Annotated in this window: 21 protein-coding genes; 10 read left to right on the top strand and 11 right to left on the bottom strand. The window is 62.8% G+C overall.

The window, feature by feature from the left end:
- Positions 1–3: 3 nt before the first annotated feature.
- The 3 genes from FFI94_RS02190 to FFI94_RS02180 are packed head-to-tail and all read right to left on the bottom strand — an operon-like array spanning position 4 to position 3,903.
- Positions 4–900, bottom strand: a complete 897-nt coding sequence (locus FFI94_RS02190) for a hydroxymethylglutaryl-CoA lyase (protein WP_138871547.1) — start codon at positions 898–900, stop codon at positions 4–6.
- 1 nt (position 901) lies between these two features.
- Positions 902–2,116, bottom strand: a complete 1,215-nt coding sequence (locus tag FFI94_RS02185) for a CaiB/BaiF CoA-transferase family protein (protein WP_138871546.1) — start codon at positions 2,114–2,116, stop codon at positions 902–904.
- A 38-nt stretch (positions 2,117–2,154) separates the two neighbouring features.
- On the bottom strand, positions 2,155–3,903 hold the full coding sequence (locus FFI94_RS02180) for a multicopper oxidase family protein (RefSeq protein ID WP_185993370.1): 1,749 nt from the start codon (positions 3,901–3,903) through the stop codon (positions 2,155–2,157).
- Between the two features lie 249 nt (positions 3,904–4,152).
- Between FFI94_RS02180 and FFI94_RS02175 the strand changes: the two genes are divergently transcribed.
- Positions 4,153–5,469: an HNH endonuclease signature motif containing protein gene (locus FFI94_RS02175; protein WP_138871545.1), complete on the top strand. Its 1,317-nt coding sequence runs from the start codon at positions 4,153–4,155 to the stop codon at positions 5,467–5,469.
- A gap of 89 nt (positions 5,470–5,558) precedes the next feature.
- Here FFI94_RS02175 and FFI94_RS02170 read toward each other — a convergent pair whose 3' ends face one another.
- Complete coding sequence (locus FFI94_RS02170; RefSeq protein WP_138871544.1) at positions 5,559–6,491, bottom strand: oxygenase MpaB family protein; 933 nt, start codon at positions 6,489–6,491, stop codon at positions 5,559–5,561.
- A gap of 155 nt (positions 6,492–6,646) precedes the next feature.
- Between FFI94_RS02170 and FFI94_RS02165 the strand changes: the two genes are divergently transcribed.
- A complete protein-coding gene (locus FFI94_RS02165; protein ID WP_138871543.1) occupies positions 6,647–7,294 on the top strand; it encodes a TetR/AcrR family transcriptional regulator in 648 nt (215 codons plus the stop codon).
- Between the two features lie 43 nt (positions 7,295–7,337).
- Entirely contained in the window at positions 7,338–7,679 is a 342-nt protein-coding gene (locus FFI94_RS02160; protein ID WP_138871542.1) for an Imm51 family immunity protein, read from the top strand.
- A 79-nt stretch (positions 7,680–7,758) separates the two neighbouring features.
- Here FFI94_RS02160 and FFI94_RS02155 read toward each other — a convergent pair whose 3' ends face one another.
- From FFI94_RS02155 to FFI94_RS02135, 5 genes are read right to left on the bottom strand one after another with little or no spacing between them, the layout of a single operon-like run.
- Positions 7,759–8,793: an aspartate-semialdehyde dehydrogenase gene (locus FFI94_RS02155; protein ID WP_138871541.1), complete on the bottom strand. Its 1,035-nt coding sequence runs from the start codon at positions 8,791–8,793 to the stop codon at positions 7,759–7,761.
- Positions 8,794–8,799: 6 nt separating this feature from the next.
- On the bottom strand, positions 8,800–10,065 hold the full coding sequence (locus FFI94_RS02150) for an aspartate kinase (protein ID WP_138871540.1): 1,266 nt from the start codon (positions 10,063–10,065) through the stop codon (positions 8,800–8,802).
- Between the two features lie 49 nt (positions 10,066–10,114).
- Positions 10,115–11,041, bottom strand: coding sequence for a hypothetical protein (locus tag FFI94_RS02145; protein WP_260683811.1), 927 nt, complete (start codon positions 11,039–11,041; stop codon positions 10,115–10,117).
- A 38-nt stretch (positions 11,042–11,079) separates the two neighbouring features.
- Positions 11,080–11,448, bottom strand: a complete 369-nt coding sequence (locus FFI94_RS02140) for a hypothetical protein (protein ID WP_138871538.1) — start codon at positions 11,446–11,448, stop codon at positions 11,080–11,082.
- A gap of 4 nt (positions 11,449–11,452) precedes the next feature.
- Entirely contained in the window at positions 11,453–11,671 is a 219-nt protein-coding gene (locus FFI94_RS02135; protein ID WP_138871537.1) for a hypothetical protein, read from the bottom strand.
- Positions 11,672–11,718: 47 nt separating this feature from the next.
- Between FFI94_RS02135 and leuA the strand changes: the two genes are divergently transcribed.
- Together leuA and FFI94_RS02125 are read left to right on the top strand one after the other, a co-directional pair.
- A complete protein-coding gene (gene leuA, locus FFI94_RS02130; RefSeq protein WP_138871536.1) occupies positions 11,719–13,527 on the top strand; it encodes a 2-isopropylmalate synthase in 1,809 nt (602 codons plus the stop codon).
- Between the two features lie 210 nt (positions 13,528–13,737).
- Positions 13,738–14,118 carry a PLDc N-terminal domain-containing protein gene (locus FFI94_RS02125; RefSeq protein WP_138871535.1) on the top strand — a complete coding sequence of 127 codons (381 nt, stop codon included), beginning with the start codon at positions 13,738–13,740 and terminating at the stop codon, positions 14,116–14,118.
- Positions 14,119–14,190: 72 nt separating this feature from the next.
- On the opposite strand, the gene FFI94_RS02120 is transcribed toward FFI94_RS02125, so the two are convergent.
- Positions 14,191–15,084, bottom strand: coding sequence for a LysR family transcriptional regulator (locus FFI94_RS02120; protein ID WP_138871534.1), 894 nt, complete (start codon positions 15,082–15,084; stop codon positions 14,191–14,193).
- Between the two features lie 72 nt (positions 15,085–15,156).
- Here FFI94_RS02120 and FFI94_RS02115 point away from each other — a divergent pair, with 72 nt between their 5' ends.
- Genes FFI94_RS02115 through FFI94_RS02105 form a run of 3 tightly spaced genes read left to right on the top strand, consistent with a single transcriptional unit; the run spans position 15,157 to position 18,083 of the window.
- A complete protein-coding gene (locus tag FFI94_RS02115; RefSeq protein WP_138871533.1) occupies positions 15,157–16,098 on the top strand; it encodes an EamA family transporter in 942 nt (313 codons plus the stop codon).
- A gap of 25 nt (positions 16,099–16,123) precedes the next feature.
- Positions 16,124–17,377 (top strand): Mur ligase family protein, encoded by a 1,254-nt coding sequence (locus tag FFI94_RS02110; protein ID WP_138871532.1) that lies wholly within the window; start codon positions 16,124–16,126, stop codon positions 17,375–17,377.
- Positions 17,370–18,083, top strand: coding sequence for a type 1 glutamine amidotransferase (locus FFI94_RS02105; RefSeq protein WP_138871531.1), 714 nt, complete (start codon positions 17,370–17,372; stop codon positions 18,081–18,083). The genes FFI94_RS02110 and FFI94_RS02105 overlap by 8 nt, the downstream gene beginning before the upstream one ends.
- A gap of 21 nt (positions 18,084–18,104) precedes the next feature.
- Here FFI94_RS02105 and FFI94_RS02100 read toward each other — a convergent pair whose 3' ends face one another.
- Positions 18,105–19,268: a low temperature requirement protein A gene (locus tag FFI94_RS02100; protein ID WP_138871530.1), complete on the bottom strand. Its 1,164-nt coding sequence runs from the start codon at positions 19,266–19,268 to the stop codon at positions 18,105–18,107.
- Positions 19,269–19,438: 170 nt separating this feature from the next.
- Between FFI94_RS02100 and FFI94_RS02095 the strand changes: the two genes are divergently transcribed.
- Together FFI94_RS02095 and FFI94_RS02090 are read left to right on the top strand one after the other, a co-directional pair.
- Positions 19,439–21,586: an acyl-CoA dehydrogenase gene (locus tag FFI94_RS02095; protein ID WP_138871529.1), complete on the top strand. Its 2,148-nt coding sequence runs from the start codon at positions 19,439–19,441 to the stop codon at positions 21,584–21,586.
- Entirely contained in the window at positions 21,579–22,514 is a 936-nt protein-coding gene (locus FFI94_RS02090) for a 3-oxoacyl-ACP reductase (protein ID WP_138871528.1), read from the top strand. Before FFI94_RS02095 ends, FFI94_RS02090 begins: the two co-directional genes overlap by 8 nt.
- Positions 22,515–22,551 lie beyond the last annotated feature (37 nt).

The following is a 22,551-nucleotide window of genomic DNA, read 5'->3' as shown; positions in this document are numbered from 1 at the left end:
CCGCTACCTGATGCGGTCACCCGCTCGCAGGAGGTTGCTCGGAACGCCATGACCCACAATCTCCTCCGCGACGGCCGCCGCGCGGATGGACGCGTCCAGATCGATGCCCGTCGTTATTCCCATGTCCCCCAGCATGTAGACCAGTTCTTCGGTGGCGATGTTTCCACTCGCGCCGGGGGCAAACGGGCATCCACCCAGCCCACCCGTGGACGCGTCGAGGTTACGAACTCCGTGCTGGAGCGCCGTCAGTGCGCAGGCAAGACCACTGCCTCGCGTGTTGTGAAAATGGACGCCTAGGTTGAAGTCGCCGACCCGGGCGTCAACCGCATCGATCAGCCGTCCGACGCGCCCCGGAGTTGCAGTGCCGATAGTGTCCGCGATCGAGAACTGATCGGCACCGAATTTCCTGGCCTGCTCCGCAATCCGCAACACGCGATCAGGATCGGTAGGTCCGTCGAACGGGCAGTCCCACGCCGTTGCGACGATGACCTCGACCCGGCCACCGGCGTCGTGAACAATCTTGACCACCTCCCCGATTCGCTCGGTGGCCTGCTCGGTAGTTGATCGAGTATTGGCTTCACTGTGACCATTCGAAGCCGAGACGACATATTCGACGGTTCCCATTCCCGCCGCTACTGCCCGTTTGGCTCCGCCGATTCCGGCGACCAGTGCAGAAAACTCGACCCCTGGCCACCGGTGCAGTTCTGCTGCCAGCGCTTCTGCGTCGGCTAGCGCCGGAACAGCACGCGGTGACACGAAGGACGTGGCTTCGATGCGCGGAACACCGGTTGCAACAAGAGCTTCGACAAGTCGAAGCTTCTCCGACAACGGCACAGGGGCCTCGATCTGGAGACCGTCGCGTGGACCCACCTCACGAATGCTGACTTCCGTAACCGTCATGTCAGATCACTCCCTTCTCGCGCAACGTTGCCTGTTCGTCGCCCGAAAGTCCGAGGAGTCCACCCCAGACGGACGCATTGTCCTGACCCGGCGTCGACGCTCCCGCGTTGCGCACAGTGCCGGGTGTCTCGCTGAAGGTAGGAACAACCCCCAAGCCCAAGACGTCCTCACCGATCCGGTCGTCGTAGTGTCCGACCAGCATTCCGCGCTCGATCAACTGTGGATCCTTGACCACGTCTTCGACGGTATTGATCGGTCCGGCAACAACTCCCACCTCCGTGAGACGCTCCACCAGACTGCTGGGGTCCTGCAGCGCGACCCAAGCACCGATCAACTCGTCGAGCTCGTCCTGATGTTTGCCGCGCGCAACATGATTGGAGAATCGGTCGTCCTGCGCCAGTTCCGGTCGCCCCATGATGGTGCACAGCCGGACGAAGAGCGTGTCCTGATTGGCCGCGATGACCACCCAGTTCCCCTCGGAGGTCTGATAGATATTGGAGGGCGCGATGCCCTCGAGCCTGGTACCCGAGGGTTGGCGAATGATGCCGCCGCGATCGTAGTCGGGAATCGTCGATTCCTGCACTGCCAGACACGATTCCGTGAGCGCAACGTCCACAACCTGACCTCGACCGGTTCGCTCACGGGAAAGCAGCGCCGCGAGCACACCTTGCACGGCGAACATCCCGCCGAGCGAATCTCCGAGCGAGAGTGCGATACGCGGCGGCGCCTGGCCGGGATATCCGTTCAGGTGCCGGAAACCGCTGACAGCTTCGGCCACCGAGGCATAGCCGGCGCTCTTGGCCTTCGGACCGGTCTGCCCGTAGCCGGATACCCTGGCCAGCACCAGTTTCGGATTGCGTTCGCTGAGCACGTCAAACCCCAGACCCCATTTTTCGAGGGTGCCCGGCCGGAAGTTCTCGACGACGACATCCGCGTGCTCGACCAGATCCAGAAACAGTTCGCGACCTTTGTCGACCCGCAGATCCAGCGTGACGCACCGCTTGTTGCGGGCGTGGACGGTCCAGAAGAATCGGTGACCGTCCTGCTCCGCCTGTCCCCAGGTGCGAAGCGGGTCTGGACGATCCGGCGACTCGATCTTGATCACGTCGGCACCCATGTCACCGAGTAGTTTCCCGGCGAAGGGTCCGGCAATCAACGTGCCGAGCTCGATTACCCGATATCCGTCCAGGGGCCCGGTGGGCACACCTTCCGACACAGCAGCCTCCTCGTGGGAACGTCTCTCCCTACGAAAGGTTACGTCACCAGCCGATACCTCAACATCATGTCGTGGTCTTCGTGATCGAGCATGTGGCAGTGCCAGACGTACCCTTGCAGGTCTCCCATGTCGCCGCCGCCGTGCCCGCTGTGATCTGCCATCGCGCTCCGCGGGAACGTCGCGTCCGGATCGAAGCCCAGTTCGTCAGCCGTCGGGAAGCGCACGATGATGCGAGTGATGGAGTTGGCGTCCACGATGACGGTGTCCTTGGCGCCCGTCTCCCACACTTCCGGCGCCCGCAGCGGCGAGGTCACAAAATCATCCGCCGACGGTGTCCAACGCGTCCCGAGATCCGGCAACGGGTACGCAGCCGTGTACGCAGGCGTGTTGATGTTCTGCCTACCCAAGACCCGAAACGTCACCAGATGCAGGTGAATCGGATGCGGTTCCGTCGTCACGTTGATCAGATTCCACTGCTCGACGGTTCCCTGACGCGGCAATTCGATATCCGAGTCGGTGTACCGCAAATTGTTGAGCGACATGGTGATCGTCGGATAACTCGAGGGCCGGGACAGTTGCATGATCGTGAGATTGCGGACCACATCGGGCGCGGACACGGGCGAGGCGACGGGACTCAGTTGCTGCGGCACCGGCCCCGTGAACCCTTTCGCGCTGCTCACGTCGAACCTGGCAAACAGGGGCATCACCTGCGTACCGCGTTGCGCCACAGCCAAAGGCACCGGTTCATCGTTGCGCAGTTCCACACTGGTGCCGGGTTCGAGCATGCCGAAGTCGACCAGGAGGTCAGCTCGTTCACCCGGGCTCAAGCGCACATGATCCGTCGGCGCCGATGCCGCGAGCAATCCGGATTCCGAGCCGATCACCCAGAACCGCATACGATTTCCGAAATACAGATTCCACACCGAGTACGACGCGGCATTGAGCACACGCAGGCGGTACAACCCCCGCGCCACTTCGATTCTGGGCCACACGACGCCGTTCACCACACCCACGTCACCGGGCGTCGCGGGATCCCAGGCGCCCTGCGGTGTTGTCCACGTCGACCTGACACTTTGCCGTCCGTCGGAGGTGAACACCTTGTCCTGCAAAATCAACGGCAGTTCGAACTCGCCAGACGGCAAGCCGAGCGGATTACCGGCCGCCCCGGTGTCATCGTTATCACGAAGCAGGTACATCCCGGCCAGGCCCGCGTAGACGTTCAGCCGAGTCATTCCCATGGCATGGTCGTGATACCAGTGATTACCGCTACCGCTGGGATTGCCGTTGCCGGGGGCATTGCCGAACTCGTGCACCAGCCCCTCGCCGGGACGCTGAATCAACTCGGGATTCCCGTCGAATTGCGGCGCGGTGACGCCGCCGTGCAGGTGCAGCGACGTGGGAACCTGCGTCCGATCGTTATCACTGAGGCCGTGCAGACGCGAATCCACATCAGCGGCAAGAGGATGCGTGGTGATGTCGTTGGCGTACCGCAGCGTCAACGATTGCTCGACATGAGCCTCGATCGTCGGCCCGAGGTAGTCCATCCCGCCGTATCCCAGCGACGGCGACGGCGGCAGGTCGGGATGGAACCGGTGCATCGACGACGCGGCACGAAGCTCGAGATTGCTACCGCCGATCGTCGGCGGAAATACCAGCGCCTCGCGAAAAGGTTCCAGGCGTGGTGACGGCAATTGGAGTGGCCGTAGCGGATCGATATCAGGCAAAGCTGTACGTGCGGATTCCCGAGCTGAAGCGGACCCCACCGACAGTGCTCCTAGTCCTGCCATCAATCCCAAGCCCTGCAGCACCGAGCGTCGACGGATCTTGTGCGGCTTGTGCACAGGCTCATCCACTACAGGCCCCCTATCGCTGACGGCATCCGGACCGGGTTACCCCTGGGGCGATGAGGTCAAACACGCAGCGGCGAGGTCAAACACAGATTTCGAATCGCGGGTTCGAGAAAACTATTGACTCGAATTTTTGTTCGACTACAATGAGGTGATGAGGATCGGGGGATCCACATTCGGGGGGCATCAATGAGCATCGACACATCAGATATGGTTTCCGGTTCTGCCGCGGGATTACGTGCCAGGCTGTGGCAAGCGCCAGCAGCTGACCTTCGTGCCGCCGCAATCGAGGCAAGCACCGAAATCCTGCGACTCGAAGCAATCCGCGTCGCCGTCGTCGACGAACTCTCCCTACGCCCGGACGATCAGGTGCTCTGCTACCGCAATACCGGCCGCTGGCTGGCAGCACACACCATGCTGCAAATCCCTGCCGGCAACAAGATCGCCGCCCTCGGCGCCGCACTACGGACATTCCCCACGGTAGCGGCACGATTCGACGACGGAGACTGCTCCTTCGACCACGCCGCACTGATCATGTCATTCTGCGAATCACCACCCAAAGGAATGCCCGAAGACGCACTACCGCAGTGCATCGACCTCTTGCTGGCTGCCGCCTCCGGGGTCGAAGCCACCACCACCAAAATCCGCTACGTGATCGCAACACTGGAACGACTCTTCGAATCCGACAACATTCCACCCGCCGAAGACGTCGACCGCAACGAACTACGCATCGCCACAACATTGAACGGGCGGGTTGTCGTCCGAGGCGATTTCGACGCCGTCACCGGCGAAATGCTCCTCTCCGCCCTGTCGAACCTGACCATGCCCACCCCAGCACCGGACGGAACCCCTGATGCCCGTTCGGCAGCCAAACGCACAGCCGACGGATTCACCGAACTGATCCGCCGCCACCTCGATTGCGCAAAAACCGGTATCGACGGCGGCCAGCGGCCACATCTGAATGTTCACATCAACGCCCGAGATCTCGCCGAACACCGCAACTGCGCGGCGCAGGAAACTGCCACGGAAGAAGAAACTTCACTCGATCCGGACCTCTCCGATCTCGACGTAGGCCACATGCCGTGGATGGGACCACTATCCCTCTCGCAGACCAGACTCCTCGGCTGCGACTGCTACCTCTCCACGATCCTGCTCGACAACCACGGAGCGCCACTCGATGCCAGACCCGGAAAACGATTGGTCACCGCCGAACAACGCGTCGCCTTGATCGCCCGTGACAAAGGCTGCGCCTTCCCGGGCTGCGATTGCGTACCAGCCTGGACCGACGCACACCACATAAAACACTGGGCGAACGGCGGGCCGACGGTGATGAACAACCTTGTCCTGCTGTGCCGTTCACACCACCGACTCATGCACCGCAAAGCCGGATACATCGGAAAATGGGAAATCCGAATCGGCGCCGACAACAAACCCTGGTTCATTCCGCCGCCGGCGATCGACCCGCAGCAACACCCGAGACCGGCAAACAACACCTACCGAACCTGACGGGTGAAAGCCACTCGGATACAACAGAACACGGCCTAGCACCGCATCGAAGGATCCCCCGACGCGGTGCCAACAGGCAGTGGATTCCATCAGACTGGTTGCGGCATTGTGGTGCCGCGCGGGAATCGCTCCCGAATTTCCGCCGGCGTGACAACTCTCGGGACGAGGGGTCGCTCGTCACGCAGATGGCGCTCCAACACCTTGCCGGTCATCGGCGCAATGACTTTCAGAGCAGCGGTCATATTCTTCGGCGAACTACCCACGCGCACGGCTGTTCGCACGGCCGGTGCAATTGCCTTGTCCAGCAACGCCGGTTGATCGAATCCACCCATAGTTCGCATCCAGCCGGGCAGTGTTGCGATTGTTGCCGGCGCGACCAATCGACTGAACGTCGCGAACCTCGTCTTCCCGTGCGCCCTGGGTGTTCTCAGCAAATAGTGCATCGCCCGGTTTGCACGCTCAGAGGTACACAGCCTCGGCCTGACCTCTGCGAAGTACTCACGCACCTCTTCGCGGGAACGGGGAACGTCGGACGCCTTGCATGTCTGCAACTGCGCGGCGATCACACATTCTTCCCAGTACCGATGCTCTTCCACAGCAGGGAGCGGACCCGGCCCGTACATCTCGTAACACTTGAGCACCGAATGCCAACCGGTCACGTGGATCCACAGTTGTGACGCCGGGTTGTTTGCGCTGTAACGAGTTCCGGTGATCGGCTCGATTCCCGCCGCTTGGGCGTGGACAGTCATGAGATGGTCGGACAAGGCCAGTGCGGTCCGCCCGTCGGCGGTGGCAACGGTGAGGAAGTAGGCCAGCGTTCGGTCGAGTCGACCGGCGGGATCACTGTAGATGCCACTCATGTCGGCCACCGCGGCGGCAAGGAAGGGGTCGAAGTGCTCGAGCACCACCGACCGCTGGAACCCGATCAGTGCTGTTGGGGCTGCCCAGATCTTCCAACTGGGTGACCCTGGGCCGAAAAAGCCGTAATCCTCGCGCGGTCGATCCATGTTCCGGTCGGACATTGTGAGGTTCCCCGTTCATGTCATATGCACAGTTCAGGCCTACCCATTCGAATACAACGCCACCGTAGCAATCAACCTCAACGAATACAACGGTTGCGTATTATTCATAACGAAGTGGCTGGCAGCTTAGGGTGGGAGCGGAGGTGAGGCACACGATGACCAGGTCACAGGCAGACGAATCACAGACAGGCGCTCCGCGACGCAAGTACGCCCCTCGCATGGCACCTGAGCAACGATGCGAACAGCTACTCGACGCTGCTTTCCAGATCACCGGCCGCGTTGGTCTGCACAACCTCAGCATGGAAGCAGTGGCCGCTGAAGCCGGCGTCGGCAAGCCTGTCCTCTACACAGTTTTCGACACCAGAACTGATCTCGTCGCCGCACTCCTGCGCCGCGAGCACGAGCGGGCCATCGCCCAGGTGCTCGAAACCATGCCGACAGATCTGAGCGAACTCGGCCCCGCGGCGTCGTACGCCGGAACCGTCGGCGCCTTTGTCGACGCCGTACTCGAGAACCCGACGCGGTGGCGCCTGATTCTCACGTCTGTCGAGAACGCGCCCAGCGAGTATCACGACCTGTTGAAGCTCTCTCGCGGAGCTGTTTTCGCCCGCGCCGAAGAACTGGCCCGCGCCGGGATTGCCCTCGAACCGAAACTCGAAGGGCTGGACCCGGTTCTCCTCGCACACACCATGATGTCGTTTGCCGAAATGCTCGGGCGGTTGGCCGTCAGCGACCCCGAAACCTATACCCGAGAACGACTTTCCAGTTTTGCCGTGGCTCTCGCACAATCGGTCGGGCGTTAGCACACGACTGAAACCTGTCGGTCGGATCTGCTTCAATACACACATGACATCACCATCGATCGAACCGCTGCAGCTTTTCGAAACATCTCCCGGCAACTGGTCACTGATGCTCACCGACCAGCATTTCGGCAAGGTGGCAGCAGTATTCGAGCAGGTAGAGGGCTTCGAAGGCTCCGGCTACGACTGGGCTTCGGTCGCCCACGCAGTGGTAGGCCGCGATGCACCACATCTGGAAGGCCGATTCGGCACCGACCCCGAGGCCGGCATGTTTGTTGCCTACGGCGGCGACAACGAAGCTCTCGGCGAACTCGGAGTGCTTCTCGCCAAAGCGTATTCGGATGCCGACTACCTCGGCGGGCTGGTCGCGATCTCCGAACTCGACTAGAACTCCCGACAAACGACAGTGACCCCGCACCGGAAGGCACGGGGTCACTGACAAGCGGGGTCACCGACAAAAAGGATGCTTAGCCGACCAGCAGCTCGGCAATCTGAATCGTGTTGAGCGCGGCACCCTTACGCAGGTTGTCGCCCGAGACGAAGAGCGCGAGTCCGCGGCCTTCGGGGACACCCTCGTCCTGACGGATGCGACCGACCAGCGACGCATTGCCACCAGCTGCGGCGAGCGGCGTCGGAACGTCGACCAATTCCACGCCGGGAGCGTCGGCGAGGATTTCCTTCGCGCGAGCGACCGAGAGGGGGTTGGCGAACTCGGCGTTGATCGCGAGCGAGTGACCGGTCACGACGGGAACGCGCACGCAGGTGCCCGAAACCAACAGATCGGGAAGCCCGAGAATCTTGCGGCTCTCGTTGCGGAGCTTCTGGTCCTCGTCGGTCTCGCCGCTGCCGTCGTCGACCAACGAACCTGCGAGAGGCAGGACGTTGAATGCGATCGGTGCGACATAGTTGTTCGGGGCCGGGAAGTCGACGGCACTGCCGTCGTGAACCAGCTTCTCGGCGTCACCGACAACAGCGCGCACCTGGCCGAGGAGTTCCTCGACGCCGGCGATGCCGCTGCCGGACACAGCCTGGTAGCTGGAGACGATCAGACGCTGCAGACCAGCTTCGTCGTGCAGAACCTTCAGCACCGGCATCGCTGCCATGGTGGTGCAGTTGGGGTTCGCGATGATGCCCTTGGCCAGGTTCTTCGCGTCCTGCGGGTTGACCTCGCTGACCACGAGGGGAACCTCGGGATCCTTGCGCCACGCGGAAGAGTTGTCGACAACGGTCGCACCGGCAGCGGCGAACCGCGGAGCCTGTGCACGGGACAGCGTCGCACCGGCGGAGAAGAGGGCGATGTCGATGCCCTTGAGATCCTCGTCGGACGTTGCTGCGGCATCCTCGACAACGATCTCTTCGCCGCGGAACGTCAGCTTCTTACCGGCAGAGCGCGCCGATGCGAAGAACCGCACCTTGTCTGCGGGGAAGTTACGTTCTTCGAGCAGAGTGCGCATGACGATGCCGACCTGACCGGTCGCACCGACAACAGCGATTGTTGTCATCAGAAATTACCGTCCTGTTCCTGCGTGTACTACAGCTTCTTCGTCGCCGCCCAGTCCGAAGGCTGCGTGGATAACGCGCACGGCGTCGTCGAGTTCGGTGTCCTTGACCAGCACGGAGATGCGGATCTCGGAAGTCGAGATGAGGTCGATGTTGATGTCGGCCTTGGCCAGTGCCTCACAGAACGTGGCCGTGACACCCGGATGGCTGCGCATGCCGGCGCCTACGAGGGAGACCTTGCCGATGTGGTCGTCGAACAAGATCTGTGTGAAACCGATGTCATCCTGACGCTTGGTCAGGATCTCGACCGCGCGCGGGCCGTCAGCCGTCGGCAGCGTGAAGGTGATGTCCGTCTTGTTGGTCTCCACCTTGGAGATGTTCTGCAGCACCATGTCGATGTTGATCTCGGCATCGGAGACAGCGCGGAACACCTTGGCAGCGTGTCCCGGTGTGTCCGGCAATCCGACAACGGTGATCTTGGCTTCGCCGCGATCGTGCGCGACTCCGGTGATCAGGGCCTCTTCCACAGGAATGTCCTCCATCGATCCGGACACGATTGTTCCGGGCTTGGTGGTGTATGACGAACGGACGTGCACTGGCACGTTGTAGCGACGGGCGTACTCGACGCAGCGGAGCATGAGCACCTTGGCACCGCACGCTGCGAGTTCGAGCATTTCCTCGAAGGAAACCGTCTCGAGACGGTGTGCGTCGGGGACGATGCGCGGATCGGCGGAGTAAACGCCGTCGACGTCGGTGTAGATCTCGCAGACGTCGGCGTTGAGAGCAGCTGCCAACGCCACGGCAGTGGTGTCCGAGCCACCGCGTCCGAGCGTCGTGATGTCCTTGCTGTCCTGGCTGACGCCTTGGAATCCGGCGACCAGAACGATCGAGCCCTCGTCGAGCGCGGTGCGAACACGGCCAGGGGTGACGTCGATGATCTTGGCGTTACCGTGGCTGCCGGTGGTGATGACTCCGGCCTGTGAGCCCGTGAACGAGCGAGCCTCGGCCCCGAGAGAATGAATTGCCATCGCAACCAAGGAGTTGGAGATGCGCTCACCCGAGGTCAGCAGCATGTCCATTTCACGGGCCGGCGGGGAAGGGCACACCTGCTGAGCCAGGTCGAGCAGCTCATCGGTGGTATCGCCCATCGCTGACACCACGACGACGACATCATTGCCGGCCTTCTTGGTCTCGACGATCCGTTCAGCGACTCGTCGGATGCGCTCGGCGGTTGCCACCGAGGATCCGCCGTACTTCTGGACGACGAGAGCCACGCGTTTCTACCTCCAGGTCGAAATTGTTTACAGATACCAGAGGTCGAGCTTACCGACGTGGTCCTGGGACTTCCCGACGCGTACTGACCTCGGCCCTCACCTCGGGCTCGGATTCACGCCCGAACTGTTGTGAGATCGCCTTTCGCATTGATGTCGCGGAACGTGAACCACCGGCAACGTAACCCAGTACTGCGACGGCAACTCCGCAGGCAAGGAGGATGCGGATACTGCTGACCAGTGAAGTCGCGACGGTGTCGAACACCGCGACTGCCGCATCCGGGGACACGATGTCTTGATTGTGTAAATAAACCCGACGCACGACGGTCAACGCCACGAGCAGGGCAATCATGGCGACCGCCGTTGCCAGCCCGACCAGCGAGAGTGCGCGCATTCGTTTCGGCGCACTAGCGACGGCAATCACGGCGCAGAGCGCGGCCACCCACGGCAACCACAAAGCAGCGCGATCGAGGGCGTTCGAGTAGCGCTGTGCCGCCACCAGTTCGTCGGATTGCAGGATCTCGAACTGCGGATCAAATGCCGGGAGGCGATCGACGACGGTGAATCCGCGGTCGGACACACGAGTCCGCACTTCCGTCATGACCGGCTCGAGAGACAGGGTGACGGTTCCGTATTCGTCGGCTCGCACGATGCCGTCCGTTGCCTGGCCGGTGACCGCCGCGGCAAGTTGTGCGTGCGCCCCACGGTTGGCCTCGGTCCACAGTGTCGCGAACTGATCACTCGAAACCAGTGCGAGTGCCGCCTCCCGAACGACACTTTCGGTCGGGCCGGTCAGTATCTGCGGCAATCCGTCCAGCCGCCGCGTCAACTCCTCCGTCAGTCGATCGGCCACCGCAGACTGCACCGCGGGGTCCGACGCCAACGGCGCGACCGTGTCGACATAACTGTCGGTGTCATTCACCTGAGTGTGGACGAACAGCGCCAACACCGACGCCGCGGTGCTCAACGCTCCGGTCACGATCAGGACACAGCAGAGTATCCAGCGCAACACTCGTGTCACGAGCGCTTGCCGCGGGTGGGCCGGATCTTCGCGGTGATGCGATGGATGCGGAGGTCGTCGGTAGGTATCCGAAAGGTCTCGTGCACGTGCACCGTCATCAAATTCTTGCCGAACAGGCCCGCGTCGAGGAGGTACGCAGCCACGACATTCTCGCCGTCAACAGTCCACTCCACATCTCGAATCGCGCGCACCAAACGGAACTGTGGACCACCGGACAGGCTGCGCCGCAAGTGATTTCCCGAGAATCCGGTTTTGATCCCCGCCTCGTGCCGCACTGCATCCGGAGCCAACGGAACTGAACTGCCGTCATGACTGAGAAGCGCATCGAGGTACGCGCGCGCCACGGCTATTCGAGGATCATCCATGCGATCAGTCGATCACTTCGGAGCACGAAACAACAGCACCGAACAACGACAATTTCGGAATGTCGCCGAACCCCACCTCGATCGCCGACGTTCCAGGAGTAGAGTGCAGAGCATGCAGCGCGCACTCCTTCTTGGTTGCCGCGACGGGGTCTGATCCAGACTGGCCTCCCGTCGCGGGGTTTTGTGTGCGCCGGTCGACCAAGCCTTCCGGACTTTCGGTCATGACCAACAGGTCATCAGGCCGGGTCCACAATCGTTGGAGATCACCCCATGTCCCCCGCTGACGCATTCACCACCGGCACTCGCATCATCACGCCTCCCACCAAGCCGGCACCTTCCGACCAGCCTGCGTGGAACACGCAGAAGAACTCGTCGATGCCCACGTTCCGTTACCGTCCCTTCTCCGAAGAAGTCGAAACGGTCACGCTGCCGGACCGCACCTGGCCGGACAAGGTCATCGACCGTGCCCCGCAGTGGTGCGCGGTGGATCTGCGTGACGGCAACCAGGCCCTGATCGACCCGATGAGCCCGGCACGTAAGCGTCGCATGTTCGACCTGCTGGTCCGAATGGGTTACAAGGAGATCGAGGTCGGCTTCCCGTCGGCAAGCCAGACGGACTTCGACTTCGTCCGCGAAATCATCGAAGACGGAGCAATCCCGTCCGATGTCACCATCCAGGTGCTGACGCAGTCGCGTCCCGAGCTGATCAAGCGCACGTTCGAGGCGTGTGAAGGTGCCGAGAACGCGATCGTGCACTTCTACAACTCCACCTCGATCCTGCAGCGTCGTGTCGTCTTCCGCGCCGACAAGGACACGATCAAGAAGATCGCCACCGACGCCGCCGAGCTGGTGCTCGCCGAGTCGAAGAAGTACCCGGACACCAACTGGCGCTGGGAGTATTCCCCCGAGTCCTACACGGGTACCGAGCTGGAGTACGCCAAGGAAGTATGTGACGCCGTCACCGAGACCTTGGGCGCCACACCGGCAAACCCGGTAATCCTGAACCTGCCTGCGACGGTCGAGATGGCCACGCCCAACGTGTACGCCGACTCCATCGAGTGGATGCACCGCAACCTCGCTCGCCGCGACTCCGTCATCCTGTCGCTGCACCCCCACAACGACCGCGGAACCGGCGTCGCTGCAGCTGAGCTGGGCTACCAGGCCGGCGCCGACCGCATCGAAGGCTGCCTGTTCGGCAATGGCGAGCGCACCGGCAACGTCTGCCTGGTCACCCTCGCCCTGAACATGTTCACGCGTGGCGTCGACCCGCAGATCGACTTCTCCAACATCGACGAGATCCGTCGCACGGTCGAGTACTGCAACCAGCTGCCCGTTCACGAGCGTCACCCGTACGGCGGCGACTTGGTCTACACCGCATTCTCGGGCAGCCACCAGGACGCCATCAACAAGGGCCTCGACGCCATGAAGGTCGACGCCGACGGGCAGAACTCCGACGTCGACGACATTCTGTGGCAGGTTCCGTACCTGCCCATCGACCCCAAGGACGTCGGCCGCAGCTACGAGGCCGTCATTCGCGTGAACTCGCAGTCCGGCAAGGGCGGCGTCGCGTACATCATGAAGGCCGATCACGGTCTGGTGCTGCCGCGTCGTCTGCAGGTCGAGTTCTCGCAGTCGGTCCAGAAGATCACGGACGGTGAGGGCGGCGAGGTTTCGCCGAAGGAAATGTGGGACGTCTTCCACGAGGAGTACCTGGCTCCGATCACCCCGCTCGAGCGCATGAAGCAGAAGGTCACCGCTTCCGAGGAAGACGGCGGCACCGATGCGATCACCGCGATCGTAAAGGTGAACGGCAAGGAGCAGGAGATCTCCGGTACCGGCAACGGTCCGCTCGCTGCCTTTGTCGACGCACTGGGAAGCATTAACTTCGACGTTCGGGTTCTCGACTACTCCGAGCACGCCATGTCCGCTGGTGACGACGCTCAGGCTGCCGCCTATGTCGAGTGCGCCGTAACTGGCCCCGACGGTCAGAGCACCGTCGTCTGGGGTGTCGGTATCGCCACCTCGATTACGACGGCGTCGCTGCGTGCCGTGGTTTCGGCAGTTAACCGCGCTAGCTAGGACACCTGTCGAGTGTGGCTCCTATCCGATTCGGATAGGAGCCACACTTGTCTGAACTGCCTATCGAATTCGCGTGAACGACGAACGTCCTGAACCGGATATTAAAGAATTCATTACAGTTCTTTTCATCCGTTGGGGATGATGCGGAAGAGGTCATCGCATGAGATAGTTCATCTCAGACAAATCCGACCTGTGAAATGGGGCTCGACAATGGATTCCTTCTGGGATTTCCTCTGGGTGATAATCGTCAGTTTTGCGTTCATCGCATACCTGATCCTGCTGTTCTCGATCATTACGGACCTCTTCCGCGACCACAAGACTTCAGGTTGGAAGAAGGCCATCTGGGTATTCTTCCTCTTCGTCATTCCGTGGCTCACCGCGCTCATCTACCTGATCGTGAAGAGCGACGGTATGGCTCAGCGCTCGATGGAAGCAGCGCAGCAGGTCAAGCAGGCACAGGACAGCTACATTCGCGAGGTTGCGGGTAAGTCTCCCGCCGAGGCAATCGCAGATGCGAAGGCACTTCTCGATGCCGGCACGATCAACGAAGAAGAATTCGCCTCTCTGAAGGCCAAGGCTCTGGCAGCCTGATTCATCTTCGGTTCAATTGCAGGTTGCACCACCGAAGCGGGAGCGACACTAATCGTGTCGCTCCCGCTTTGTTTATTCTCCGACGGCCCGCTGGGCGTCTCGGAACGCCGCAAGTACCGTCGAGATCGCCGGACTTCGATCGCCGTGCAATCGCGTTGCCAATTCATAGACCCGGGCAGCACGCACACCGGCTATCGGTTTCCTCGATACCGCAGGATGCGTGATCGCGTGTCGCGGCATCAACGCAACTCCGTGCCCCGCGGCAACCAGTTCCTCGATAACCCGGAAATCGTTTATCCGATGCGCGACGCGAGGTTGCACACCGGTAACAGCCGCGACTGACATCAGCACGTCGTCGACGGGAAATCCACCGCGCACACTGATCCAGTTCTCGTCCACCAGCTGATCCAACCGAACCGAATCCTGCTTTGCCAGAGGATGATCCGGCCGCAGAACCAAGTCGATGGGTTCACGCATCAAGGACCGCACACTCACCCGCGGAAACGACGTCTCCGCAGCGCGTTCGTCGCGATGGGTGAGGATCACGTCGTGATCGGCCAGAAGGCCCGGCACCGCTGACGCCGGCTGATCCACGTCGCACGCATCGATGTCGACACCTGACCCCTCGAGTGCCGTCAAGACCCGGGGCAGCAGTAGTGCAGCCCCGGACGGGAAGAACGCCACCCGCACCTTGCCGCGCGGCGAACCGCGGTACGACGCCATCTCGGCATCGGCGCGTTCGAGAGCGGCCACCACGTCGTCGGCGCGCAGAACCAAAGCCCGGCCGGCGTCGGTGAGCCTGAGTTTTCGGCCGTCCGGTTCCAGGAGCGGCACACCCGCCTCGCGGGCGAGGATCTTGAGTTGTTGGGAGACCGCGGACGGCGTCATGGAGAGTGCCTCGGCGGTGGCGCCCACCGTTCCTCTGTCAGCCAGCTCGCGCAGCACTCGCAACCGGGTTGCATCCATGTAGAAAAACTACATTAATAGTCCATCTTTATTCGCTTGTCCTGATGCTTTGCACAGCTCACGATTGACACCATGACTCCTCGCGACCGCCTACTCGGATTGACCGTCGCGATCATGTGGGGATTGAACTTCCTGGCGATCCGCGTCGGACTCGACCACTTCCCGCCCTACTTCTTCGCCGCGCTGCGCTTTCTGCTGATCGCGATTCCCGTGGTGATCTTCGTGCCGCGCCCTCAGGTTCCGACGCGATGGCTGTTGCTCTACGGCTTCGGTTTCGGCTTCGGTCAGTTCGTGTTCCTGTACTGGGCAATGCACACGGGCATGCCAACCGGTCTCGCATCGTTGGTCCTGCAGTCGTCGGCTCCCTTCACTGTTCTACTGGGCGCGTTCCTGCTCCGCGAGAAGCTCAGCGTGTGGCAGGTGTCCGGCATCGGCGTTGCCGTGGCTGGCATGGCTCTGATCGGCTGGGACCGCTCGCACCAGGCTGCCTTGCTACCGGTGATCCTGACGCTGTTGGCCGGTCTGTCCTGGGCTTTTGGCAACCTCGGCAGCCGCCTTGCCGCGGCCGGTACCGTCGGCAACCCAAATCCGATGCGCCTGATGTTGTGGATGTGCGTCATTCCCCCACTGCCGATGCTTGCCCTGTCCGCCGCCGTCGAAGGTCCGAGCGCGGGCTGGAATGCCCTCGGAAGCTCATTCAGCGCTGACGGGTGGCCGGCACTGATCGGACTCGCGTACATCGTGTTGATCGGCACCATCGCCGGATCGGGAATCTGGACCATCCTGATGGGACGCTATCCCGCGGGCACCGTTGCACCGCTCTCCCTGCTCGTCCCGGTGGTGGGAATCGGCGCATCCTGGCTGTTCCTGCACGAGAATCCCAGCGCGTTGTCACTGGTGGGAGCCGTCATCGTGATCGTCGGGGCAAGTGCCGCCCAGATACGACGCACCCCCAAGGCTGCTGTTCCGTCGAACACACCGGCGTGGCAAGCACCTGCACGACTCGAAGTCTGACCGCGCGCTGTGCCAAACTCGGGCCGTGGGAACTGGACTATCGATCACGACACGCGGAAAGCTCGCCCTGCGCGCTGCCGCCACGGCCTCCTGGGCATCGCAGAAAGCCGGCCGCGGCAAGGGCTCCATGATCGGTGGGCTCATCGCCCTCAAGATCGACCCGACGCTGATGACCCAACTCGGGCGCGGAAAACGAACCGTTGTTGTCACCGGCACCAACGGCAAGTCGACAACAACGCGCATGACGGCAGCGGCACTCGCGACGCTCGGTGACGTGGCAACGCAGGCCGACGGCGCCAACATGGACGCCGGAATCGTCGCGGCACTGGCAAACCGGATGAACGCGCCGGTCGCGGCGCTCGAAGTCGACGAACTCCACGTTCCCCACGTGGCCGACGCCGTGAACCCGGAAGTGATCGTGCTCCTGAATCTGAGCCGCGACCAACTCGACCGGGTCGGCGAGATCAACATGATCGAACGCAAACTGCGAGCCTGCGTCAACGCGCACCCGAATGCGGTCATCGTCGCCAACTGCGACGACGTACTGGTCACCTCCGTGGCCTACGACGCCCCCAACGTCGTGTGGGTTGCCGCCGGCGGCGGGTGGGCCGGCGATTCCGTCAGCTGCCCACGTACCGGCGAACCCATCGTCTGGGAGGGAAAGCACTGGCGCAGTACCGGTTCGGACTTCGCGCGACCCGAGCCGTCCTGGTGGCTCGACGACGACAACCTCTACGGCCCTGACGGCCTGAAAATCCCGATGACGTTGACACTTCCCGGAAAAGCCAACCGCGGCAACGCAGCTCAGGCCGTCGCTGCTGCAGTTGCCCTGGGCGCAGATCCGGTCGGCGCGGTTGCCGCCGCGTCGACGGTCCAGGAAGTTGCCGGGCGCTACAGCACTGTCCAGGTGGGCTCGCATTCCGTCCACATGCTTCTCGCGAAGAATCCCGCCGGCTGGCAGGAAGCTCTGTCGATGATCGATCCGTCCGTCGACGGTCTGGTCATTGCAGTGAATGGGCAGGTCCCCGACGGCGAGGATCTCTCCTGGCTGTGGGACGTGAAGTTCGAACACTTCGAAGGCGTCAAAGTAGTCGCTGCCGGTGAGCGGGGAACCGACCTCGCCGTGCGCCTCACCTACGCCGGCGTCGAGCACACCCTGGAGCCGGATCCCTTGCGCGCCATCGCTTCCTGCCCGCCCGGTCGCGTCGAAGTTCTTGCCAACTACACGGCATTTCGCGATCTGAACACCGCAATCGCCAAGGAGACCCGCGATGTCTGATTCGACAGTGCGCATCGGGCTTGTCCTCCCCGACGTCATGGGAACCTACGGCGACGGTGGTAACGCCCTGATCCTGCGTCAGCGCCTGCGCATGCGCGGCTACGACGCCGAGATCGTCGACATCACGCTCAACGACCCGGTGCCGGATTCACTCGAGGTCTACACCCTTGGCGGCGCGGAGGATTCCGCGCAGCGCCTCGCTACCCGACATCTCGCGAAATACCCCGGCTTGCAGCGCGCAGCCGAACGCGGCGCACCCGTCCTCGCAATCTGCGCGGCCATCCAGGTTCTGGGTAACTGGTACGAGACGTCAAGCGGCGAAAGAGTCGACGGCGTCTCGATGCTCGACGTCACCACCTCGCCGCAAGAGAAGCGCTCGATCGGTGAAGTCATCACGAAGCCGCTGATCGACGGACTCACCGCACCCCTTTCCGGGTTCGAGAATCACCGCGGCGGAACAACTCTGGGCAGCGCAGCCTCAGGATTCGCCAGGGTCACCCATGGCGTCGGCAACGGCGTCGGCGACGGGTTCGAAGGCGTCGTACAGGGTTCGGTGATCGGGACGTACATGCACGGACCTGCCTTGGCGCGTAACCCGGAACTCGCAGACCTGCTGATCATGCGGGCACTGGGTGTGACCGAACTCGAGCCGCTGCACCTGCCCGAGGTCGACAAGCTCCGCAAGGAACGGCTCGCGGTTCGCTGATTCGGCTCAGGCAGCTTCGGTTCAGACGGCTTCGGTTTTACCCTCGGTGAGGACCAATTCCACTGCCAGCAGCGCTGCGCAGACCAGACCGGCCACCAACTCGGGCACCGGGGTGTAGGTGCCCGCGAGAACTGCGACTATCGCGACCGAGAACGGCGCCAACGTGCGAAGCGAGGAATCGTGGAGCCTGATGTGGATGAACCACAGCGCCGCGAGGATGACCGCGACCGGAACGGTTACGGCGGCGCCCGTCACCAACGCACTGCCGTCGCCGTGGTGCGTCCAGAAGTCGACGCGGGACGCCAATCCCGCACCGATGGCGGCAGCGGCCGCGAAGATGAAGTAGTGCCCGAATCCCCACACGAAGGGTGAGGCGTCGCCGTTGCCGATGACATCGCCAGCGCTGCGTTGGAAGTACAGCCACCACAGGCTGAAAACGATCAGGATTCCGCCGATGACGACGTAGGTGACCTGCGCTGCCGGATGCTCGCCGTCCACTGCATCCTGAATTGCGAGAGTGGTCGAGAGGATCGTCTCGCCGAGAACGATGATGAAGAACAACGAGTACCGCTCGGCGATGTGATGCGGATGCCACGGCGTCATCCCCGGCTTCTCGGACCAGACCGGCACTGCGAACTCGCACAGTACCAACACGAGGAACGTCGGAACGTAGATGGCGGACGGCACGAAGTAGAAACCGATCCAACCGATCTGGACCAACACGATTCCGAGAGCGTATCGACGGGCCGTCAGCGCGTGTTCGGGGTCGTTGCGCGAGACCCTGAGCCATTGGATCACCAAGGCTATTCGCATGATGACGTAGCCGACGATGATGAGTAGGGCGTCGTCGTTGAAGAAGCGGACGACACCGGCGGCAAGGACCAGCGAACCGAGGATCTGGAAGATCGTCAGCAGCCGGGCAATTCCGTCGTCGTTGTCGTACGCCGAGGTGAACCACGTGAAGTTCAGCCACGTCCACCAGATCGCGAAGAACGCCATCGCGAAGTGCCCGACGCCCGAGGCCGCGTGCCCCTCACTGATCGCATGGTGAAGGCCCGTGGCGGCCTGGGCCACTGCCACGACAAAGCACAGGTCCGTCAGTAGTTCGAGTGGTGTGGCTACTCGATGCGCCTCGTGCGGATCACGGGGAACCAACGGCCGGATGAACGAATTGATACGACTCACGGTTGGCAGAGTAGCGCTCCGATCGCGGACGCGCTGGACCCACTGAGCGAGATTGCCCGCTACGGCTGGGTTTGTCGTGATACGTGTAGAGGGAACAACTCCTGCCTGCGGTGGTCCCGCGGCAGTGACAATCAGCCTGCGGGCTCAGTCGCGTAACGAGGTAGTTCTCCATGTCTATTGCACTTTCCGAAGACCAGCGCGCTCTTGCGCAATCGGTTCGCAGTTACATCTCCCGAGCGAACCCACTCGCCGAGGCTCGCGAGAGTCTCGACAATCCGACGCACGAATTGCCGTCGGGGTGGTCGACTTTCGCCGAACTTGGCTGGTTAAGCGTCCACCTGCCGGAAGAATACGGTGGCGCCGGCTTCGGCTTGCCTGAATTGTCGGTAGTGGTGGAGGAATTGGGGGCCGCCGTCACTCCCGGACCGCTGCTTCCGACGGTGTGGGCATCCGCTGTGATCGCGGCAGCGGGCACCGCCGAACAACAAGCGGCGCTCCTTCCCGGTCTGATCGACGGAACGGTCGTCGGAGCAGTCGGAATAGCCACGACTGCCGCACTCTCGGGTTCCAGCGTCGACATCGCGGAACCCGTCGAGATTCTCTGCGCGGCAATAGCCGACATTCTTCTGGTCTTGATCGGCGAAGACGTTGTCGTACTACGACGCGAGCAGGTACAGATCACCGACGCGCCGACGCTCGATCCGACGCGTCCCCTCGCGGCGGTAACGACCGACGGCAGCGTCGACGCCGTCGCGGTTCTGCCCGGCGCGAGAGTGCTCGCAGTGTCGATCGGGCGCACCCTGGCCGCTGCCGAAGCCGCGGGCGTGATCACCGCAGCCACTAACCTGGCTGTCGAGTATGCCAAGGCCCGCTTTGCTTTCGGTCGCGCAATCGGTTCGTTCCAGTCGGTCAAGCACATCCTCGCCAATATGCTCGTGGACCGCGAAATGTCCACCGCTGCTGCGTGGGATGCCGCCCAGGCAGCATCCGATAACGAGGATCAAAGCGCCCTCGCAGCGGCTGTTGCCGTGGTGACCGCACTCCCCGCGGCCATGCGAGTTGCCCAGAAGTGCATCCAGGTGCACGGTGGAATCGGGTACACGTGGGAGCACGACGCTCACCTGTACCTGCGTCGCGCCGGCGCAGTGAACGCTGTCTTCTCCCCCGTTGTCGCCCGCGCCGACATCGCCGACGCCACCGCCGCCGGGGTCCGACGCGAATCGAGCATCGAACTGCCCGCCGAGGCCGACGAGTACCGCACGCAGGCACGTGCATTCGTGAAGGAAGCCCTCGCCGCTCCCGCTGATCAACTGCGCCGCCTACTCGTCGACTCGGGTTACGCGGTTCCCCATTGGCCGAAGCCGTGGGGCCGTGGGGCCGGCGCCGTCGAGCAATTGGTTCTGGAAGAGGAACTGTCGGCACTCGAGTTGCCGCAGTATGGAATCGGCGAATGGGTGCTCCTCACCGTTGTCGGACACGGCACCGCGGAGCAACACGAACGCTTTGTCGACGCCAGCCTCATGGGCACCGTGAAATGGTGCCAGCTGTTCAGCGAACCCGGCGCCGGTTCCGATGCGGCGGGCATCACGACCAAAGCGCGGCGCGTCGACGGCGGCTGGATTGTCAACGGCCAGAAGACCTGGACCAGCGGCGGAGTGACCTCCACGCACGGTATGGCAACTGTTCGCACCGACCCGGAGGCGCGAAAGCACAAGGGCATCACCATGATGCTGATCGACATGTCTGCGGATGGAGTGCAGGTACGCCCGATCAAGCAGATCACGGGCGATTCGCATTTCTCCGAGGTTTTCCTCGACGACGTGTTTGTTCCGGACGCCGATGTGCTCGGTGAAGTCAACGGCGGCTGGGGAGTTGCGCGATCCGCTCTCGGAAACGAACGTGTCACCATCGGCCGGGACAGGCTCGGGCTGGGCGTCACGTACAGCATCCACGATCTGTTCATCGTGGTGCGCGCAGAGAACTCCGGCATGGACGCCACGGTGGCCGATCTGGTGGCGGAGGATCTTTCCCTACGCGCGCTGACCACCCGTATCGCGGAACTCGCGGTCCTCGGCGCCGGACCTGGCCCCGAGGGCGCAGTTCTGAAACTGGTCGGCAGCGAGCACGGACAGCGACTTGCCGACGCCGGACTGCTGCTCTCCGGGTTCTTACCGGCCGGCTGCGAGCTGAAAACACCTGTCCATCACAGTCTTCTGGAAGTGCGCTTCCAGACCATCGCCGGTGGTACGTCGGAAATCCTCCGCAATCAGATCGGCGAACTCATTCTCGGACTACCCAGGGAGCCAGCTCTTGCCTGACACATTCAACACCTCGCCCACCGAACTCACCGATCTCACCGGCCGCACCGCGATCGTCACCGGCGCCGGGGCCGGCTTGGGCCGCACCGAGGCCCTCGCACTGGCCTCGCGGGGCGCCAGCGTCGTGGTGAACGACATCGGTTCTGCCGCAGACGATGTCGTGCGCGAAATCGAGGCTCTCGGATCCCGGGCTATTGCGGTGACCGGCGACGTCAGCGACTGGTCGCTGGGAGATCGCCTTGTCGAAGCAGCGGTCGATACCTTCGGCAGCCTCGATATCGTGGTCAACAACGCGGGCATCACCCGCGACGCGATGCTGTTCAACATGAGCGAGAAGCAGTGGGACGACGTCATTTCGATTCACCTCAAAGGCCATGCGGCGCTGTCTCGCTCGGCTGCAGTGCATTGGCGGGCAGCGGGCAAGGCTGCCGGTGGCCCGGTGTACGGGCGCGTCATCAACACAGCGTCCGAAGCATTTCTTCTCGGCGGCGCCGGTCAAGCGAATTACGCTGCGGCCAAGGCCGGCATCGTTGCGCTGACCCTCTCCACCTCACGTGGCCTGGCGAAGTACGGTGTCACCGCGAATGCGATCTGCCCGCGTGCCCGCACCGAGATGACGGCCGGCGTCTTTGCCGACGGTGAACCGGATACAGGGCTCGACATCATGGCACCCGAACGCGTTGCCACCTTCGTGGCGTTCCTGGCCACTCCGGCGGCGCAGACGATCAACGGCCAGGTGTTTGTCGTCTACGGCGACATGGTGGCGTTGATGGCCCCGCCCACGGTGCAACAGAAGTTTGTCGCCGCAGACGGGGTCTTCACGGTGGAGGAATTCGCGGATCAGTTGGTGCCGTATGTCGCCGAACTACCTGCGGGGCAGAGCTACTCAGCAAGCAGCATCATCGAACTGGACACAACCGGCACCTAATGACAGTGCGCCTTTATCAACCGCCCGCGGTTGATAA

The sequence above is a fragment of the Rhodococcus sp. KBS0724 genome (assembly GCF_005938745.2).
Taxonomy (GTDB): domain Bacteria; phylum Actinomycetota; class Actinomycetes; order Mycobacteriales; family Mycobacteriaceae; genus Rhodococcus_F.
This window is presented reverse-complemented; position numbering and strand designations above follow the sequence as displayed.

Bases quoted from the DNA above. Each gene is read 5' to 3' on its own strand.
- FFI94_RS02190 (WP_138871547.1), bottom strand. From the start codon at position 900: ATGACGGTTACGGAAGTCAGCATTCGTGAGGTGGGTCCACGCGACGGT.
- FFI94_RS02180 (WP_185993370.1), bottom strand. From the start codon at position 3,903: ATGGCAGGACTAGGAGCACTGTCGGTGGGGTCCGCTTCAGCTCGGGAA.
- FFI94_RS02175 (WP_138871545.1), top strand. From the start codon at position 4,153: ATGAGCATCGACACATCAGATATGGTTTCCGGTTCTGCCGCGGGATTA.
- FFI94_RS02170 (WP_138871544.1), bottom strand. From the start codon at position 6,491: ATGTCCGACCGGAACATGGATCGACCGCGCGAGGATTACGGCTTTTTC.
- FFI94_RS02165 (WP_138871543.1), top strand. From the start codon at position 6,647: ATGACCAGGTCACAGGCAGACGAATCACAGACAGGCGCTCCGCGACGC.
- FFI94_RS02160 (WP_138871542.1), top strand. From the start codon at position 7,338: ATGACATCACCATCGATCGAACCGCTGCAGCTTTTCGAAACATCTCCC.
- FFI94_RS02155 (WP_138871541.1), bottom strand. From the start codon at position 8,793: ATGACAACAATCGCTGTTGTCGGTGCGACCGGTCAGGTCGGCATCGTC.
- FFI94_RS02140 (WP_138871538.1), bottom strand. From the start codon at position 11,448: ATGGATGATCCTCGAATAGCCGTGGCGCGCGCGTACCTCGATGCGCTT.
- FFI94_RS02135 (WP_138871537.1), bottom strand. From the start codon at position 11,671: ATGACCGAAAGTCCGGAAGGCTTGGTCGACCGGCGCACACAAAACCCC.
- leuA (WP_138871536.1), top strand. From the start codon at position 11,719: ATGTCCCCCGCTGACGCATTCACCACCGGCACTCGCATCATCACGCCT.
- FFI94_RS02125 (WP_138871535.1), top strand. From the start codon at position 13,738: ATGGATTCCTTCTGGGATTTCCTCTGGGTGATAATCGTCAGTTTTGCG.
- FFI94_RS02120 (WP_138871534.1), bottom strand. From the start codon at position 15,084: ATGGATGCAACCCGGTTGCGAGTGCTGCGCGAGCTGGCTGACAGAGGA.
- FFI94_RS02115 (WP_138871533.1), top strand. From the start codon at position 15,157: ATGACTCCTCGCGACCGCCTACTCGGATTGACCGTCGCGATCATGTGG.
- FFI94_RS02105 (WP_138871531.1), top strand. From the start codon at position 17,370: ATGTCTGATTCGACAGTGCGCATCGGGCTTGTCCTCCCCGACGTCATG.
- FFI94_RS02095 (WP_138871529.1), top strand. From the start codon at position 19,439: ATGTCTATTGCACTTTCCGAAGACCAGCGCGCTCTTGCGCAATCGGTT.